Origin of the sequence: Rhizobium sp. 25PS6, from assembly GCF_032464655.1 — a bacterium.
In the GTDB taxonomy this organism is placed as follows: Bacteria; Pseudomonadota; Alphaproteobacteria; order Rhizobiales; family Rhizobiaceae; genus Rhizobium; species Rhizobium laguerreae.
This window is the reverse complement of sequence record NZ_JAWDIV010000009.1, coordinates 177,386-190,203: the sequence shown is the minus strand read 5'-3', so window position 1 is coordinate 190,203 and position 12,818 is coordinate 177,386. Positions and strand designations below refer to the sequence as shown.

The following is a 12,818-nucleotide window of genomic DNA, read 5'->3' as shown; positions in this document are numbered from 1 at the left end:
CCAAGGCGCCAGTGGTTAGCTTTATGGCGCCAATCCTGCTTGCCTTGACCGCAGTCGACTTCTCTACGGCTTGAGAACAACCTTGATGCAGCCGTCCTTCTTGTCGCGGAAAGTCTTGTAGAGATCGGGGCCTTCTTCGAGGGGCGCGCGATGGGTGATGACGAAGGACGGATCGATCTCGTCTTTCTGGATGCGTTCCATCAGCAGCGGCAGGTAATGCTGCACCGGCGTCTGCGCCATTCGGAAGGTCAGGCCGCGGTTGATCGCCGAACCCATCGGGATCTTGTCGAGGAAACCGCCATAGACGCCGACGATCGAAACCGTGCCGAAGTTGCGGCAACAATGGATTGCCTGGCGAAGGACGTGCGGTCGGTCGGTTCCCATGAAGGTGGCGACCTTGATGCGGTCAAGCCGTGAGTCCCAGCTCGCCGAAGGATCGGCTTCGGTGCCGACCGCATCGATGCAAGCGTCGGCGCCGCGCCCATTGGTCAGCTCCATCAGCTTGTCGTAGATATCGTCGTCCATGAAATCGAGCGTGATTGCTCCCGACGCCTCGGCAAGAGCAAGCCGCTCGGGCACGGTATCGATTGCAATGACACGCTCGGCGCCGAGGATGAAGGCCGACTTGATCGCCATTTGTCCGACCGGACCGCAGCCCCAGATCGCGATCGTGTCGCCGGGCTGGATATTGCAGAAATCTGCGGCCATGTACCCCGTCGGAAAGATGTCGGAGAGAAAGAGCACCTGCTCATCCGTCAGTCCGTCCGGCACCTTTATCGGTCCGACATCCGCAAAGGGCACGCGCAGGTACTCCGCCTGGCCTCCACTGTAACCGCCGAGAAGATGCGTGTAGCCGAATAGGCCTGCAGGCGAATTTCCCCACATCTTCTTGACCTTCGACGGATCGGGATTGCTGCGTTCGCATCCGGAATAAAAGCCGCGCTGGCAGAAGAAGCATTCGCCGCAGGAGATGGTAAAGGGCACGACGACCCGGTCGCCGACCTTGAGCTTTTTATTGTCCTTGCCGACTTCGACGACCTCGCCCATGGTCTCATGGCCCATGATGTCGCCGCTATGCATGTCCGGCATCACACCGTTGAAGAGATGAAGATCCGACCCGCAGATCGCGCACGCCGTCACCTTGATGATGGCATCGCGGCCTTCCTGGATTTGAGGATCGGGAACGCTCTCGCATCGGATGTCGTGTTTGCCGTGCCAGGTGAGTGCCTTCATGTCTTCGCCTGCCTTTTTGAACTAACCCGCAATGCCGACACTGCCCTTGCAGCTCTTCGGGTTTGGAACATGCGGTGCACGAAAACGATCTTCATCGTTTCGGCTTCCCGCGAAGACGACCAAACCTTGATCCGCGAAAGTTGTTCCATCGGAAAACGAGCAGATCCATAGTCGCAGGAACAAACCTTCCTCAGGCGTGTTTGCCGGACGAACCGACAAGGACGGGCGTGATATGACTTTCCGGCTTGATCCATATTGCGGCAACGCGCCGGCACCTCAGCTCTTGATGTCGGATTGGAATACCGATCCCTACCTGCTGCTTGCGATAGGCATTTTCGCAGCTTCGACCTGGCTCCCGGCGCGTCGCGCGACAAGAGTGTCCGGCAGTGGTTTTACGCCATCGCTCTTTTCACTGTCGCTTTCGTTTCCCCGCTCTGCGCGCTAGGGGCCAGACCACAATTGATTCGCGCGCCGGGAACAGTTTCGCGCTTTCAAAGTTCTGATGCCTCCAACCAGGAGATCAGAAACCATGAAGAAGATCATCATCGCCTCTCTTGCCGTTTCGCTTGCCGGACCTGTGATGGCTCAGTCCGCCGCCGAAAAGACCGGTGTCAATTCGCTGATGGGAACCGCACCGAAGACCGAGGATTTCGTGCTGGAGGCTGCCACCAGCGACATGTTCGAGATCGAATCCAGCAAGTTGGCACTCGAGCGCGGCGATGCCGCAACCAAGACCTTTGCGCAGCAGATGGTCACAGAACACGAGAAGACCAGCAGGGAGCTCAAGGCGTTGATCTCCGGCGGCAAGGTGAAGGCGGAGCTGCCGAGCGCCATGACCAGCGCGCAACAGGATATGCTGGACAAGCTCAAGGGGCTACAGGGCGACGATTTCATCAAGCAGTACCATTCGGACCAAGAATCCGCCCACGAGGATGCGGTCGACCTCTTCGAACGCTATGGCGAAGGCGGCGACAATGCGGAGTTGAAAGCCTGGGCCGCGAGCACGAAACCCGCGCTTGAACATCACCTGCAGATGGCGGAGGAACTCAACCGCTAAGCTGCTGCGGCTCGGGCCGGGCTGTACCCTTGCAGCTGTGATGCCAGCAAGGGGCGGGATTTCACCGATGTCCGATCGCTGGGTAGCTGGGAACCTTCGTTGTTCCTCAGGGTTAGGCGCCCGAACATTGGAGCCAATACTAATGAATTATCTCTGGTTGTTTGCAGTGGCAGGAGGAGCGGCCCTTCTCGGCATTGCTCTTGCTTTCGGAATGATCAAGCAGGACGGACAGCGGTCCGTCCTCGCCATATCGGGTGCATTTGTCGTTGCCATCGGCGCGCTGGTGCTGGGCCTCTATGTCGCCAGTGCGCCGACGGCTCCGATGCGGGCGTCGGACAGGGAAGGGTCGCAGCAAAAGCTTCCGGCGGCTGCGACGACCGAGAAGGACCTGCCAGGGCAATGACGCCTAAGAAATCGCTGATCGGTAGGTCAAAACGCAGCCATCGGCAGGAGGTGCATCGTGACGGATTTTGCGGATGTCTCGGAGCGTGAGTTCGCCTCGGCTCTGGAGTCGATGACGGATGAAGAGCTTTTCGAACTGATGGCTGATCTGGAGATGCGCAGCGAAGCGTTGAATCGATCCTCGACAGACGAGGTCTTCGCAAAAATCCTTCTCACCGAGAGCGCGATCGAAAGACGGTTTCCCGGCCAGCTGCTGCAGCCGTACAAGGAATGGAAGAACAGGCCCGACCGGTTGACGCCGCAATAGCGCCCGCGTCTTGCAGAAGGCTACTGGACCGCAACCAGTGAGAGCTGACCGAGGTCGGGCCAGCTGCGGCCCGATACTCCCGGAGCATCGTAGGCATCAGCCGCAAACGCTTCCAGGGATGTGCGATTGCGAACGATAACAAGTCCCCGGTGAGAATAGATGAAGTGCTCGCCTTCGAGGATGTGCAGCGCTTCGGTAACGCTGGAGCGGCGCACGCCGAGCATGGTCGCCATATATTCATGCGTCAGCGCGATCTCCTCGCCATCCATACGATCGTGACACATCAATATCCACTTTGCCAATCGAACGTCGATCTTGTGAACGGCATTGGAAAGCGCGGTGTTGGCGACCTGCGCGAAAAAGCCATGCAGAAAGCGCGCAAGCAGTTGGCGGACGGCGGGCTGGTCGGACAGAAACCCTGCCAAAGCCCGTGCTTCCACACGACGTCCCGCGCCGCCGACCTGCATCATCACGTCAAAGGAAAATTTCTCCGCCTCCATCGTTAGAACCGGCGGCGATATGCCATCTCTGCCGACCAAGCCGATTTCGGCTTTCTTGCCTTCAGGCGAAGTCGCCACCATGGAGGCGATGCCGCTTTCCAGGAAGTAATAGTGGCTGACGGGCAGGCCGATGGAGGCGAGTTCGAAATCGCGCGGCAGAGCAAGCGGCTCGAGAATTCTCTCGAAGACCACAATCTGCGGCGTCGTCAGATGGAGCAGGAAGAGATTTTTGCTTTCGAAAGGACGCATCACCTTGCCCTCTTGTGTGGCAAGAGCGGATCGTCTCCCAGCCGTCGGCGCCAAAAATTCAGCCAACGATGGTCGAATTATGGGCCGCAACAGGCCCCATTGCAAGCCGTTTGTCCGTGGTCGTGCACCCCGAACGGGGTATCGGTCGCTCTGTCGCGCTTGCATCGGTTCCTTCACGTCGCGGCGATGTTCGATCGTGACTTTGTACGCAAACGCACTCGCGGAGAAATCGCCGTCGGAGGTGCTAATGTAAGCGATGCTAATCTTGAGGAGCCCATTGGCGTGGATCAATATGCCTTTCCGGGTGAAAATGCTGACGTCTATCGGCATATCGTCGAGAGCGCCTTGGACTATGCTATTTTCACCATGGACATCGACGGCACGGTCGCCACTTGGAGCACGGGTGCGAAAAATCTCTTCGGCTATTCCCCATATGAGATGATCGGCCAGAACAGCGAGTTGATCTTCTCCTTCGAGGATCAACTCGCTGGCGTGCCGCTTAAGGAGAGGCGGGTGGCGCTCGCCGAAGGCCGTGCCGACGACAATCGGTGGCACGTTAGAAAAGACGGCAGCATGTTTTGGGCTTCCGGGCTGATGATGCCGCTTCGCAACGACGCCGGCGGGGTCTATGGCCTCATGAAGGTCGTTCGCGACCGTACACGAACGCTTCAGCAGGACGAAACGTTGCGTTCGAGCCAGGAGCGCCTGCAGCTCATTCTCCAAAGCGCCACCGACTATGCGATCTTCACCTTTGATCGCGACGGACTGATCATCAGCTGGAACACCGGGGCCTGCCGCATTTTCGGCTATGAGGAACGGGATATCCTCGATCGCGACGCAGTATCTTGTTCTTGCCGGAGGACCGCGAAAATGGCGCATTGGAACGCGAAATGAAAACGGCGTTCGAATGCGGTCGTGCAGAGAACGAACGGTTTCACATGCGCAAGGACGGCACGGCGTTCTGGGGCAGCGGCTTGACCATGCCGCTTCGCGCCCATCACAACAGAGCCGGCTACCTGAAGGTGCTGCGCGACGACACCGAACGACACTTTGCCGATGAGCATCAGCAAATCATGATGCGCGAGATCAGCCATCGCGTCAAAAACAGCCTGATGTTGGTCGCGGGCATGCTGGCGATGCAGGCCCGTCTAGCGCAGCATCCGGAAGTGGGCCGGGCGCTCAGCGATGCGGAGGCGCGCGTCGGAACCATTGCCCAAGTGCATGATCAATTGTGGCGCCAGCCGCATATCGAGACGGTGGATCTGGCGGACTTCTTGTCGAACCTCTGTCAACGCCTGCAGCAGTCAGCCTCCCAGCACGCCGTATCCGTCGAGGTGGAGCCGTGCGTCGTCGATGCCGACCGTGCGATCCAGATCGCCCTTCTTGTCAACGAGCTGGTGACGAACGCTTTCAAACACGCCTATCCCGACGGCTCCGGCCCAGTCACCGTCAGGGCGCATAGTACCAATGACGAAATTCTGCTTGAGATCGCCGATGGCGGAAAAGGTCTGCCGCCGGAATTTTCGTCCTTCGAAAATGACGGTAAAAGCCTGGGAATGAGGGTCGTCCGTGGTCTCGTGCAGCAGCTGAAGGCCGAGCTTCAGATCGAGGATCAACGGTCAGGCGCGCGATTTTTAATCCGTCTGCCTCAAAACCCGTAACCGTTTATTTCCAGTGATAAATCGGCTCCTGTACCTGTCGCCGGAATTGTCAAAAACGCACAAAGTCCTTTGCGAATATGGCTATGACTGCCTTTTTGACGCATAAGCTGATCATTGCCACCATCGCAACGGCTGCTGGTATGAGTGCGGGCTCCCTCCCGAAGGAGACGTGCATGCCCGCACCCGATCAGCGTAATGTTCGCAACCTGCTGCTGAAGGCTTTGCCCACCGATGTCTTCGACTTGCTGATGGCCGATGCCGAAGTGGTCCAGCTGCCGGCTAAACATGTCTTGGTCGAATCCGATCAGCCGAACGGACACGTCTGTTTCATGGAGGAGGGTCTGGCGTCGATGGTGGCCACCAGCGCCGAAGACGAAGCTGTCGAGGTCGGACATGTCGGATATGAGGGCCTGGTGGGAGCCCATGTCGTCCTGAAGACGGATACGACGCCGAACCGGACTTTCCTTCAGGTTAGCGGCTCCGGTCTGCTGGTCTCCGTCACCACCTTCAGGCGGATACTGGCGGAGTTTCCGGCGGTCAACGACATGTTCCTCAACTACGTGCATTGTTGTGACATACAGCTTGCCCAATCGGCGCTCGCCAACGGGCGCTACAATATGCACGAGCGGCTCGCGCGCTGGCTGCTGATGTGCCATGACCGTCTGATTGGCAACGATCTGCCGCTCACCCATGAATTCCTGTCGCTTATGCTTGGCGTGCGCCGCTCCGGCGTCACCAACGAGCTGCATGTCATCGAGGGAATGAGGATCATCAAGGCCACCCGCGGCAATGTCAGGGTCATCGATAGAGCGAAGCTGGAAGAGATCGCCGCCGGAAGTTACGGCATACCCGAGCGGGAATATGAACGACTGATCGGCCTGCCGGTTCGGCGATCGGTCAGTCGAAAGGCCTGATCGTTTCGGTGAAAGGCACGATCAGGAGAATGCCGCCCTGTTCGTCGCAAATATGAACTCTTCTGGCGGAAATATCTTTTCCCGAAAGGACCGCCTGGCTCATCAGCGCTCTCGCGTCGCGTATGGCCTCGCGCCTGGCGTCCTCGAGCGTCGCCAGCTCGGTCCCTTCGAAGTCGGCGATCGTCCCTGCAGCGGAAACGATGTTGAAGTAAAATGTTGGCATCGCCCGCCCCATCGTTGCGGAATCAATGCCATAAATTGCGGTTAGTTCCTCAGAAAAATGTCGACGGTCGGCTAAGCTCGAAATAACCGGCGGCGATGAAGGAGGTCCTGCATCACGATTTTCTCGGGCATCAGTGGGAGATCCTTGCGCCCTGACTCGCCCTGAGATCAACCATCGTCGTGCGAAGCTGGAGAAGCTCGTCGATGATACCTTCCCAGCAACTGTCGTCGGCTTTGGCGATAGATATGATGGAGGCGCGGATCGTTTGGAGCAGACGATTGAGCGCCGGGTACCGGTCGATGCCGCCGCTTCCAGCGTCCCTATCGCAGATCTCTTGAAGCTCATCGACGATCTGCCTGACCACAATCTGCCGATCGACGGCATTGAGAGCGGTCGGGTCCGCGGTGACCCATTTGAAATAACCGAGCCTGTCCATCATAGCACATTGGTTTCGCTGATATTGGCGGCCGATCGCACGGACTCCCGACGCGGCGCTTCCGTGGAAACCGGCAAACTTTTGGAATCCAAGTGCATATATCGCATCAGATCGCTGAGTTTACGCTGATCTCGAATGCCGCACTCAAACCAGGAGACAAGTTCCCTGGCAACATGTTGCGCCGCCGGACTGGCAATCCCACATGATTTTTCCTGGCACCAGCCCCGCAAGACAGCCTGCAACATGGCGACGTCAGCAGGCTGCAAAGCCGGCTTCGTAATTCCCGAATGCTGTGTCATCGTGTTCCTCCCCAGGAATGTAAGACGATCCTAAAATTCCGGATTTTCGATTTCAACCGCTCGTGCGGAACCGTACGAATTCGGTTTCCCGTTGGCCTCGCCGCCGGCCGGGGAACCAACACAAGGCGATGCGGTTTGGTGAACCAAATGAAGGTCGCATGGCAGGCATGAATATGCTACGCACGGCGCAGACAGTGACGGCCTGAGGTGCCATCCAAGGGCACAATCGCAGTCAGAACAACCATTGCAGGCGTCCGCTATGAAATCGCTCAGTCCGGTCGCCGGCAAGACGATCGTCATCATCGGGGAGCCAAGCTTCCTGTCGGACGGCGCCAGGGAGGCATTGGTCGCGCATCAAGCCGTGGTCGTCGATCGGCGCGTCGATGCGATTGCGATGCATTGCTTGGATGAAAGCCTGGTATGCGATGCGGCGATCATCGATGTCACCATTTCCGACGAGGCGATGCTTGCAATAAGCGATTGGCTGGAGACGCGACGGATACCCTTCGTCTTCGCTCAGGACCATCGGTCCGAAGCGCGCTCAGCCGGCTTTGTCCTCAGCCATCGTCCCGCCGACATCAACGCGATCGTCGCGGCGTTGTTCGGGCCTGATGCCGGTTACTATCATTAGATCAGTGCGCTTGCGTACGGTTTTCAAAGGGGCGTTGCGCTGACCGTGTCTGCGCTCCATTATGGGTATCTGCATAATCCGAAGCCTTCGTATCGGGAAAGGCGCTATGCTCGATTCCCAGTCTGCTCATTTGAAAGCGCTCGATTCAGCTGACCTCAGTCAGTTGCAGGCGATTTTGAATGCCATCTGTTGCGAGACGGGCAGACCGTTGCGAGCGCCGGAGACTGAGGAGATCGCAGCGTTGCTGATCAGCCTTTATCGTCATGGAGTGGCAGACCAGGACAAATTGCTGTCGGTGGGTCGCTTGGCATCGACACGGAAGCGCCGCCTGTCACCGCAGGTCACTGCCAACTCTGATTGAAAAGACTGTTCAACGCGCAAGATGGCTGCCGATCAGCCGTCGATATTCCTCCTCCGCCGCCCCGTAGGAGCCGTGCGCCTCTTCGATCAATCCGCGCCGGTTGAGGATGACGATCTGCCTTCGGGTGGACCGGATCAGACCTTTGCCTTCGAGCAGATGCAGCGCAACCGTCACGCCGGCGCGGCGGACACCAAGCATCACCGCGAGAAATTCATGGGTCAGCGATATCGTCATGCCGTCCGTCCGGTCATGGACCATCAGCAGCCACCGCGCGAGCCGCTCCTCGAGTTTGGCATGACCATTAGCAAGCACGGTCGATGTCGTCTGCGCCAGCAGCGCCTGGACATAGGCCAGAAGCAGACTGCGCAAGGCGCGGCTCTCCTCCATGGCGGCATAAAGAATGGCTGCCGGCAATTTGAACCCGTGGCCTGAGATCTGCATGAATGTCCGGTTGGCGGATTGATCACCGCCAAGGATCACGGCGGCGCCGGTCATGCCCTCCCTGCCGACGATGCCCACTTCGATGTCGCGCCCGCCTGGAAACCGCGCGACGATCGATGCTAGTCCCGATTCGAGAATATACACGTCGCCGACCGGCGTATCTTCCATCTCGAGGATCAAAGGCACGTCAAGATCGACAGGCTCCAGATGGGGCACAAGAAGTTCACGCTCCTGCGGCCCCATGGCGCGCAGAAGTTCATTTCGAAAATTCAATTGTTCATCGTCCATGGCTTGATCCGCGCATCGATCGTCGATCGCTGCTGCAGCGAACCTAACCATATAGAATCGTTGAGCAATAGTTTGTGCACTAACGTACAGACCGCAGTGCTTCGCCTTTCTGGTTTTGAAAATCGCCCGGACTGAAAAAGACAATGGCCTGGCCGGCGACAAAGGCCCTGCAGGCGCGGCCGCACGGCAGGAATGGTGCTGTTATAGCAAGCGTGAGCTTTTTCGCGCGTCACGGCCGCGAACCAGGCTCAGAGCTGGCGCCGGCCTCGCCGCCGCCAGTATCCTCCGCGAGCATGGCGATGACAGCACGACCATCTCGCGCGGCGAATATCATCCGGTCATTTACGGCTGACGAATTTGTTGAATCGGCTTGTCCCATCCTCGGTCTTGTCCTGATAAAGAAAGGCAAGTTCGTTTTCATCGAAAATGGCGAAGAATTCGTCCCAGGAGATCTTTTCCAGGTTCTCTTCCGGCTCTCCGAAGTCTATCCGCAATATGCCGCCTTGCTTGGCGCCCTTGACGCGGGAGGGTTGTCCTTTACGGGCTTCCACCCATTTGCGAATGGCAGAATGATCGGTCGTCGTATTTGCGGTCGTCATGGAAACCTCCGTTCGATGTCGGCCCCACACACTCGCTCGGGGCACGGCGCCGAACCGATCGCGCGAGGGAAAGTTCCAGCCGATAGCGCGCTCGATCAATGACATGGAGGGCAACGGCACGGTCGTCGTGACCGACATGCAGGAGCAAAGAAACGCGCTCGTAACAGGACCGTGCGATAGCGCACGATCCCTGAATTTTGGCCTGAATAGTTTATTGTATCAACTCCGCATATTAGGGGTTGGGCCATGAACATTGCAGGGACGACTTCCATTCTTCTGATGGAGGATGAGATTATCATCGCGATGGATGTGGAGGACACGCTTCATCGCGCCGGCTTCGACCGGATAGAGACAGTGTCGTCTTGTAGAGCCGCTGAAGAGTGGCTGACGGCCAACGATCCCGATCTGGTGGTGATGGATGTCGAACTGAAAGACGGGATCGCCGGAGCGATCGCCAGATCTTTGCGCGACCGCCATATCCCATTTATCGTTTACACGGGCGCCCAGCAGAAGGTGCACCCGGATGCTGCAGCATTTTCCGAGGGCGTGTGGTTGGAAAAACCATGCGAGCCGGCGGCATTGTTGACGGAAATCAGGCGCTGCATACGTCAGGGGCCGACATCGATCGTGGTCGATGGCTGCACGCAAGGCAGGAATACGCGGTAAGATCATCTGTCGGGAACATTGCACTTGCCCCGCGGTTTGAGGAGCAGGGAAGGGGCGGATGAACCAGAAGACGGACCGTCGAGCTTCGTAATCTACATCGTAGCCGTGATGTTGGTCGGGCTTTTGATCGTTTTCGGTGCAATCATCTCATTTGAGGCAGGCGGCGAGGTGATGAGCCGGCGCCGGTCTCGACGGAAGCGAGGTCCTGATGGACAAGCCAGAAAAAGATCCGATTCAGGCAACCCGCCCCACTGCCAAACAGCAGCGAAACAGCCTGAAAGGCGGGCGGATCGCCGTCATCCTGATCGTGACCGTGGCCGCCATCGCCTTCCTGCTTTACGTCACCATCCTCGTCTACGGTCTGGCGCATAGGATGTGAACGAAGCCGTAGCCTGCCACATCGGCTTGCTACCGTGCAGCTCCAAGGATTGAGCTCGGAACCTTTGATAGCGGCGCAGGTTTGCGGTCTTTGACAAACAAAGGACGAGTTCGATGCCCAATGCCGCCGACATATTGATTGACACGCTGATCGAATGGGACGTCAAGCTCGTCTTCGGCCTTCCGGGAGATGGCATCAACGGTATTATGGAGGCGCTGCGCAAGCGCCAGGACCGGATCCGGTTCATCCAGGTTCGGCATGAGGAATCGGCCGCCTTCATGGCGAGCGCCTACGCCAAGTTCACCGGAAAGCTCGGCGTCTGTCTCGCAACGTCCGGACCCGGCGGCACGCATCTGCTGACGGGCCTCTACGATGCCAAGCTCGACCAGATGCCGGTGCTTGCCATCACCGGAACGCAGTATCACGACCTGATCGAGACCTTTACCCAGCAGGACGTCGACCTGACCCGCGTGTTCGACAATGTCGCGATCTATAATGCGCACGTCAGTGACGCATCGCACATGGAAAACGTCGCCAGCCTTGCCTGCCGCTCGGCGCTCTCACGCCGCGGCGTGGCACATCTCTCCATCGCCAATGACGTTCAGGAGATGGACGCGAAATTGCGCTCGAAACGAAACCGTCCCAAACATGTGCCGAACCGCTATTTCCGGGGCCGCCAAATCCCCGAGGAAATCGAGCTCGATCGTGCGGCCCAGATACTCAATGATGCCCGCAAGGTGGCGATCCTCGCCGGCCGGGGCGCCGTCGGCGCCCAGGTGGAATTACGCGAGATTGCCGACCTGCTCGCGGCGCCGGTGGCCAAAGCCCTGCTCGGCAAGACCGCTCTCGCCGACGACGATCCCTTGACGACCGGCGGCATCGGAATTCTCGGCACCAGCCCGTCGCAGCAGATCATGGAGCAATGCGACGCGGTGCTGATCGTCGGTTCCTCCTTTCCCTATATCGAATATTACCCGCGGCCCGAAGGCGCCCGCGGCGTGCAGATCGACAGCGATCCTCAGCGCATTGGCCTGCGCTTCCCCGTCGATGCCGGTCTCGTGGGCGAGGCGCGGGAAACGCTGCGGCTGCTGAAGCCCAGGCTGAACAGCAAAACGGATCGGTCATTTCTGGAGCAGGCGCAAACGGCGATGTCCGACTGGCGCCGAAAGATGGAGATGATGGAGACGGACCTGAGCGCTCCCTTGAAGCCACAGGCCGTGGTGCGAGCCTTCGGCAGGCGTATCGCGGCCGACGGCGTGTTGGTGGCCGATTCCGGCCAAAACACCGAACTCGCAGCGCGCCACATCGACCTCGGCCCGGCAAACCAGTTCGCCGTCTCCGGCGCGCTCGCTTCGATGGCCTCCGGCCTGCCTTATGCGATTGCGGCGGGCGCTGCCGATCCGAAACGGCCAATCTATGCGGTCATCGGCGATGGCGGATTCGGCATGCAGCTCGGTGAGTTCTCGACCGCCGTTCGGATGGCTCTGCCGTTGAAAATTCTGGTGATCTGCAACGGCATGCTCAACCAGATTGCCTGGGAGCAGATGATGTTCCTCGGCAACCCGCAATTTGCCTGCGAGCTGGCGCCGATCGATTTTGCCAAGGCGGCAGAGGCAATGGGAGGCCACGGCTTCACGATCAGCAGCTTCGATCAGATCGAGCCGACTTTGGAGGAAGCTTTTTCCATGGCCGGTCCTGTGGTCATTCAAGCCCTGGTGGATCAATACGAGCCGATGATGCCGCCGAAGATGCCGAAAAACTACGCCAAAAATTTCCGCGAGGCGCTTGCCGATACGCCGGGTCATGAGGCGATCGAGGCAAATGTGTCGCGTTCGCCGCTGCGCGAAATGATGGCCGCCGGAGAGCAGGAAAAGGAGCTATCTGAAAACTCGACCGATTTGCCGGGCACTCCTTGAACGATCGAAGGAGGTGCGACGAACAGCTTGTCTTCAGCTGGTGGCGACTTTCGCGCCGCAGCTCATCGCCTGCGCCGGTTCTTATCGTCCGCTCCAGTAGGTCCGGTCTCGCTCTCGCCTCGGCATCCGGCATGTTCAGGCCGCCGAATATCTCGCGGGATCCCGTCGACGGCATCCGGAACATGGTCGGTCGCCGAGCTCGCTAATGCTTCGAAAAAAGCGCGGTTTGCCCGTTGTTCGTCATCTTCCATATAGT

Annotated in this window: 16 protein-coding genes and 1 pseudogene; 10 read left to right on the top strand and 7 right to left on the bottom strand. The window is 58.8% G+C overall.

What is annotated here, in order from left to right; genetic code table 11:
* Positions 1–63: 63 nt before the first annotated feature.
* Positions 64–1,233 carry a zinc-dependent alcohol dehydrogenase gene (locus RWK44_RS15175; protein WP_316029023.1) on the bottom strand — a complete coding sequence of 390 codons (1,170 nt, stop codon included), beginning with the start codon at positions 1,231–1,233 and terminating at the stop codon, positions 64–66.
* 529 nt (positions 1,234–1,762) lie between these two features.
* Between RWK44_RS15175 and RWK44_RS15170 the strand changes: the two genes are divergently transcribed.
* The 3 genes from RWK44_RS15170 to RWK44_RS15160 all read left to right on the top strand — a co-directional run bounded on the left by RWK44_RS15170 (position 1,763) and on the right by RWK44_RS15160 (position 2,999).
* On the top strand, positions 1,763–2,290 hold the full coding sequence (locus RWK44_RS15170; RefSeq protein WP_168283247.1) for a DUF4142 domain-containing protein: 528 nt from the start codon (positions 1,763–1,765) through the stop codon (positions 2,288–2,290).
* Between the two features lie 142 nt (positions 2,291–2,432).
* Entirely contained in the window at positions 2,433–2,693 is a 261-nt protein-coding gene (locus tag RWK44_RS15165) for a hypothetical protein (protein WP_025396593.1), read from the top strand.
* Positions 2,694–2,750: 57 nt separating this feature from the next.
* Positions 2,751–2,999, top strand: coding sequence for a hypothetical protein (locus tag RWK44_RS15160; RefSeq protein ID WP_025396594.1), 249 nt, complete (start codon positions 2,751–2,753; stop codon positions 2,997–2,999).
* Positions 3,000–3,019: 20 nt separating this feature from the next.
* On the opposite strand, the gene RWK44_RS15155 is transcribed toward RWK44_RS15160, so the two are convergent.
* Positions 3,020–3,748 (bottom strand): Crp/Fnr family transcriptional regulator, encoded by a 729-nt coding sequence (locus RWK44_RS15155; protein ID WP_077977111.1) that lies wholly within the window; start codon positions 3,746–3,748, stop codon positions 3,020–3,022.
* Between the two features lie 282 nt (positions 3,749–4,030).
* On the opposite strand from RWK44_RS15155, the pseudogene RWK44_RS15150 reads away from it, so the two are divergent.
* Positions 4,031–5,409, top strand: a pseudogene (locus tag RWK44_RS15150) (sensor histidine kinase).
* A gap of 173 nt (positions 5,410–5,582) precedes the next feature.
* Positions 5,583–6,323: a Crp/Fnr family transcriptional regulator gene (locus RWK44_RS15145; protein WP_168341325.1), complete on the top strand. Its 741-nt coding sequence runs from the start codon at positions 5,583–5,585 to the stop codon at positions 6,321–6,323.
* Here RWK44_RS15145 and RWK44_RS15140 read toward each other — a convergent pair.
* The 3 genes from RWK44_RS15140 to RWK44_RS15130 form a co-directional block, all read right to left on the bottom strand.
* A complete protein-coding gene (locus RWK44_RS15140) occupies positions 6,307–6,546 on the bottom strand; it encodes a DUF6894 family protein (protein WP_077977695.1) in 240 nt (79 codons plus the stop codon). The genes RWK44_RS15145 and RWK44_RS15140 overlap by 17 nt on opposite strands.
* A gap of 130 nt (positions 6,547–6,676) precedes the next feature.
* On the bottom strand, positions 6,677–6,985 hold the full coding sequence (locus RWK44_RS15135; protein ID WP_245289791.1) for a hypothetical protein: 309 nt from the start codon (positions 6,983–6,985) through the stop codon (positions 6,677–6,679).
* Positions 6,982–7,281: a hypothetical protein gene (locus RWK44_RS15130; protein ID WP_077977115.1), complete on the bottom strand. Its 300-nt coding sequence runs from the start codon at positions 7,279–7,281 to the stop codon at positions 6,982–6,984. Before RWK44_RS15130 ends, RWK44_RS15135 begins: the two co-directional genes overlap by 4 nt.
* Positions 7,282–7,540: 259 nt before the next feature.
* Here RWK44_RS15130 and RWK44_RS15125 point away from each other — a divergent pair, with 259 nt between their 5' ends.
* Together RWK44_RS15125 and RWK44_RS15120 are read left to right on the top strand one after the other, a co-directional pair.
* Positions 7,541–7,912 (top strand): hypothetical protein, encoded by a 372-nt coding sequence (locus tag RWK44_RS15125; protein ID WP_077977117.1) that lies wholly within the window; start codon positions 7,541–7,543, stop codon positions 7,910–7,912.
* A 106-nt stretch (positions 7,913–8,018) separates the two neighbouring features.
* Entirely contained in the window at positions 8,019–8,273 is a 255-nt protein-coding gene (locus RWK44_RS15120) for a hypothetical protein (RefSeq protein WP_025396602.1), read from the top strand.
* 9 nt (positions 8,274–8,282) lie between these two features.
* Here the strand turns inward: RWK44_RS15120 and RWK44_RS15115 are convergent, their stop codons facing one another.
* On the bottom strand, positions 8,283–9,002 hold the full coding sequence (locus RWK44_RS15115; protein ID WP_077977118.1) for a Crp/Fnr family transcriptional regulator: 720 nt from the start codon (positions 9,000–9,002) through the stop codon (positions 8,283–8,285).
* Positions 9,003–9,340: 338 nt separating this feature from the next.
* Positions 9,341–9,601 carry a hypothetical protein gene (locus RWK44_RS15110; protein WP_025396604.1) on the bottom strand — a complete coding sequence of 87 codons (261 nt, stop codon included), beginning with the start codon at positions 9,599–9,601 and terminating at the stop codon, positions 9,341–9,343.
* Positions 9,602–9,847: 246 nt separating this feature from the next.
* Here RWK44_RS15110 and RWK44_RS15105 point away from each other — a divergent pair, with 246 nt between their 5' ends.
* The 3 genes from RWK44_RS15105 to RWK44_RS15095 all read left to right on the top strand — a co-directional run bounded on the left by RWK44_RS15105 (position 9,848) and on the right by RWK44_RS15095 (position 12,562).
* Positions 9,848–10,267: a response regulator gene (locus RWK44_RS15105; RefSeq protein WP_077977120.1), complete on the top strand. Its 420-nt coding sequence runs from the start codon at positions 9,848–9,850 to the stop codon at positions 10,265–10,267.
* A gap of 208 nt (positions 10,268–10,475) precedes the next feature.
* The gene (locus RWK44_RS15100) at positions 10,476–10,646 is read left to right on the top strand and encodes a hypothetical protein (protein WP_167383827.1); all 171 of its coding nucleotides are present in this window, start codon (positions 10,476–10,478) and stop codon (positions 10,644–10,646) included.
* 113 nt (positions 10,647–10,759) lie between these two features.
* The gene (locus RWK44_RS15095; protein ID WP_077977121.1) at positions 10,760–12,562 is read left to right on the top strand and encodes a thiamine pyrophosphate-dependent enzyme; all 1,803 of its coding nucleotides are present in this window, start codon (positions 10,760–10,762) and stop codon (positions 12,560–12,562) included.
* Positions 12,563–12,818 lie beyond the last annotated feature (256 nt).

Coding starts and splice junctions, on each gene's coding strand:
- RWK44_RS15165 (WP_025396593.1), top strand. CDS start 2,433: ATGAATTATCTCTGGTTGTTTGCAGTGGCAGGAGGAGCGGCCCTTCTC.
- RWK44_RS15115 (WP_077977118.1), bottom strand. CDS start 9,002: ATGGACGATGAACAATTGAATTTTCGAAATGAACTTCTGCGCGCCATG.
- RWK44_RS15175 (WP_316029023.1), bottom strand. CDS start 1,233: ATGAAGGCACTCACCTGGCACGGCAAACACGACATCCGATGCGAGAGC.
- RWK44_RS15095 (WP_077977121.1), top strand. CDS start 10,760: ATGCCCAATGCCGCCGACATATTGATTGACACGCTGATCGAATGGGAC.
- RWK44_RS15155 (WP_077977111.1), bottom strand. CDS start 3,748: ATGCGTCCTTTCGAAAGCAAAAATCTCTTCCTGCTCCATCTGACGACG.
- RWK44_RS15130 (WP_077977115.1), bottom strand. CDS start 7,281: ATGACACAGCATTCGGGAATTACGAAGCCGGCTTTGCAGCCTGCTGAC.
- RWK44_RS15145 (WP_168341325.1), top strand. CDS start 5,583: ATGCCCGCACCCGATCAGCGTAATGTTCGCAACCTGCTGCTGAAGGCT.
- RWK44_RS15100 (WP_167383827.1), top strand. CDS start 10,476: ATGGACAAGCCAGAAAAAGATCCGATTCAGGCAACCCGCCCCACTGCC.
- RWK44_RS15135 (WP_245289791.1), bottom strand. CDS start 6,985: ATGATGGACAGGCTCGGTTATTTCAAATGGGTCACCGCGGACCCGACC.
- RWK44_RS15120 (WP_025396602.1), top strand. CDS start 8,019: ATGCTCGATTCCCAGTCTGCTCATTTGAAAGCGCTCGATTCAGCTGAC.
- RWK44_RS15110 (WP_025396604.1), bottom strand. CDS start 9,601: ATGACGACCGCAAATACGACGACCGATCATTCTGCCATTCGCAAATGG.
- RWK44_RS15170 (WP_168283247.1), top strand. CDS start 1,763: ATGAAGAAGATCATCATCGCCTCTCTTGCCGTTTCGCTTGCCGGACCT.
- RWK44_RS15105 (WP_077977120.1), top strand. CDS start 9,848: ATGAACATTGCAGGGACGACTTCCATTCTTCTGATGGAGGATGAGATT.
- RWK44_RS15140 (WP_077977695.1), bottom strand. CDS start 6,546: ATGCCAACATTTTACTTCAACATCGTTTCCGCTGCAGGGACGATCGCC.
- RWK44_RS15125 (WP_077977117.1), top strand. CDS start 7,541: ATGAAATCGCTCAGTCCGGTCGCCGGCAAGACGATCGTCATCATCGGG.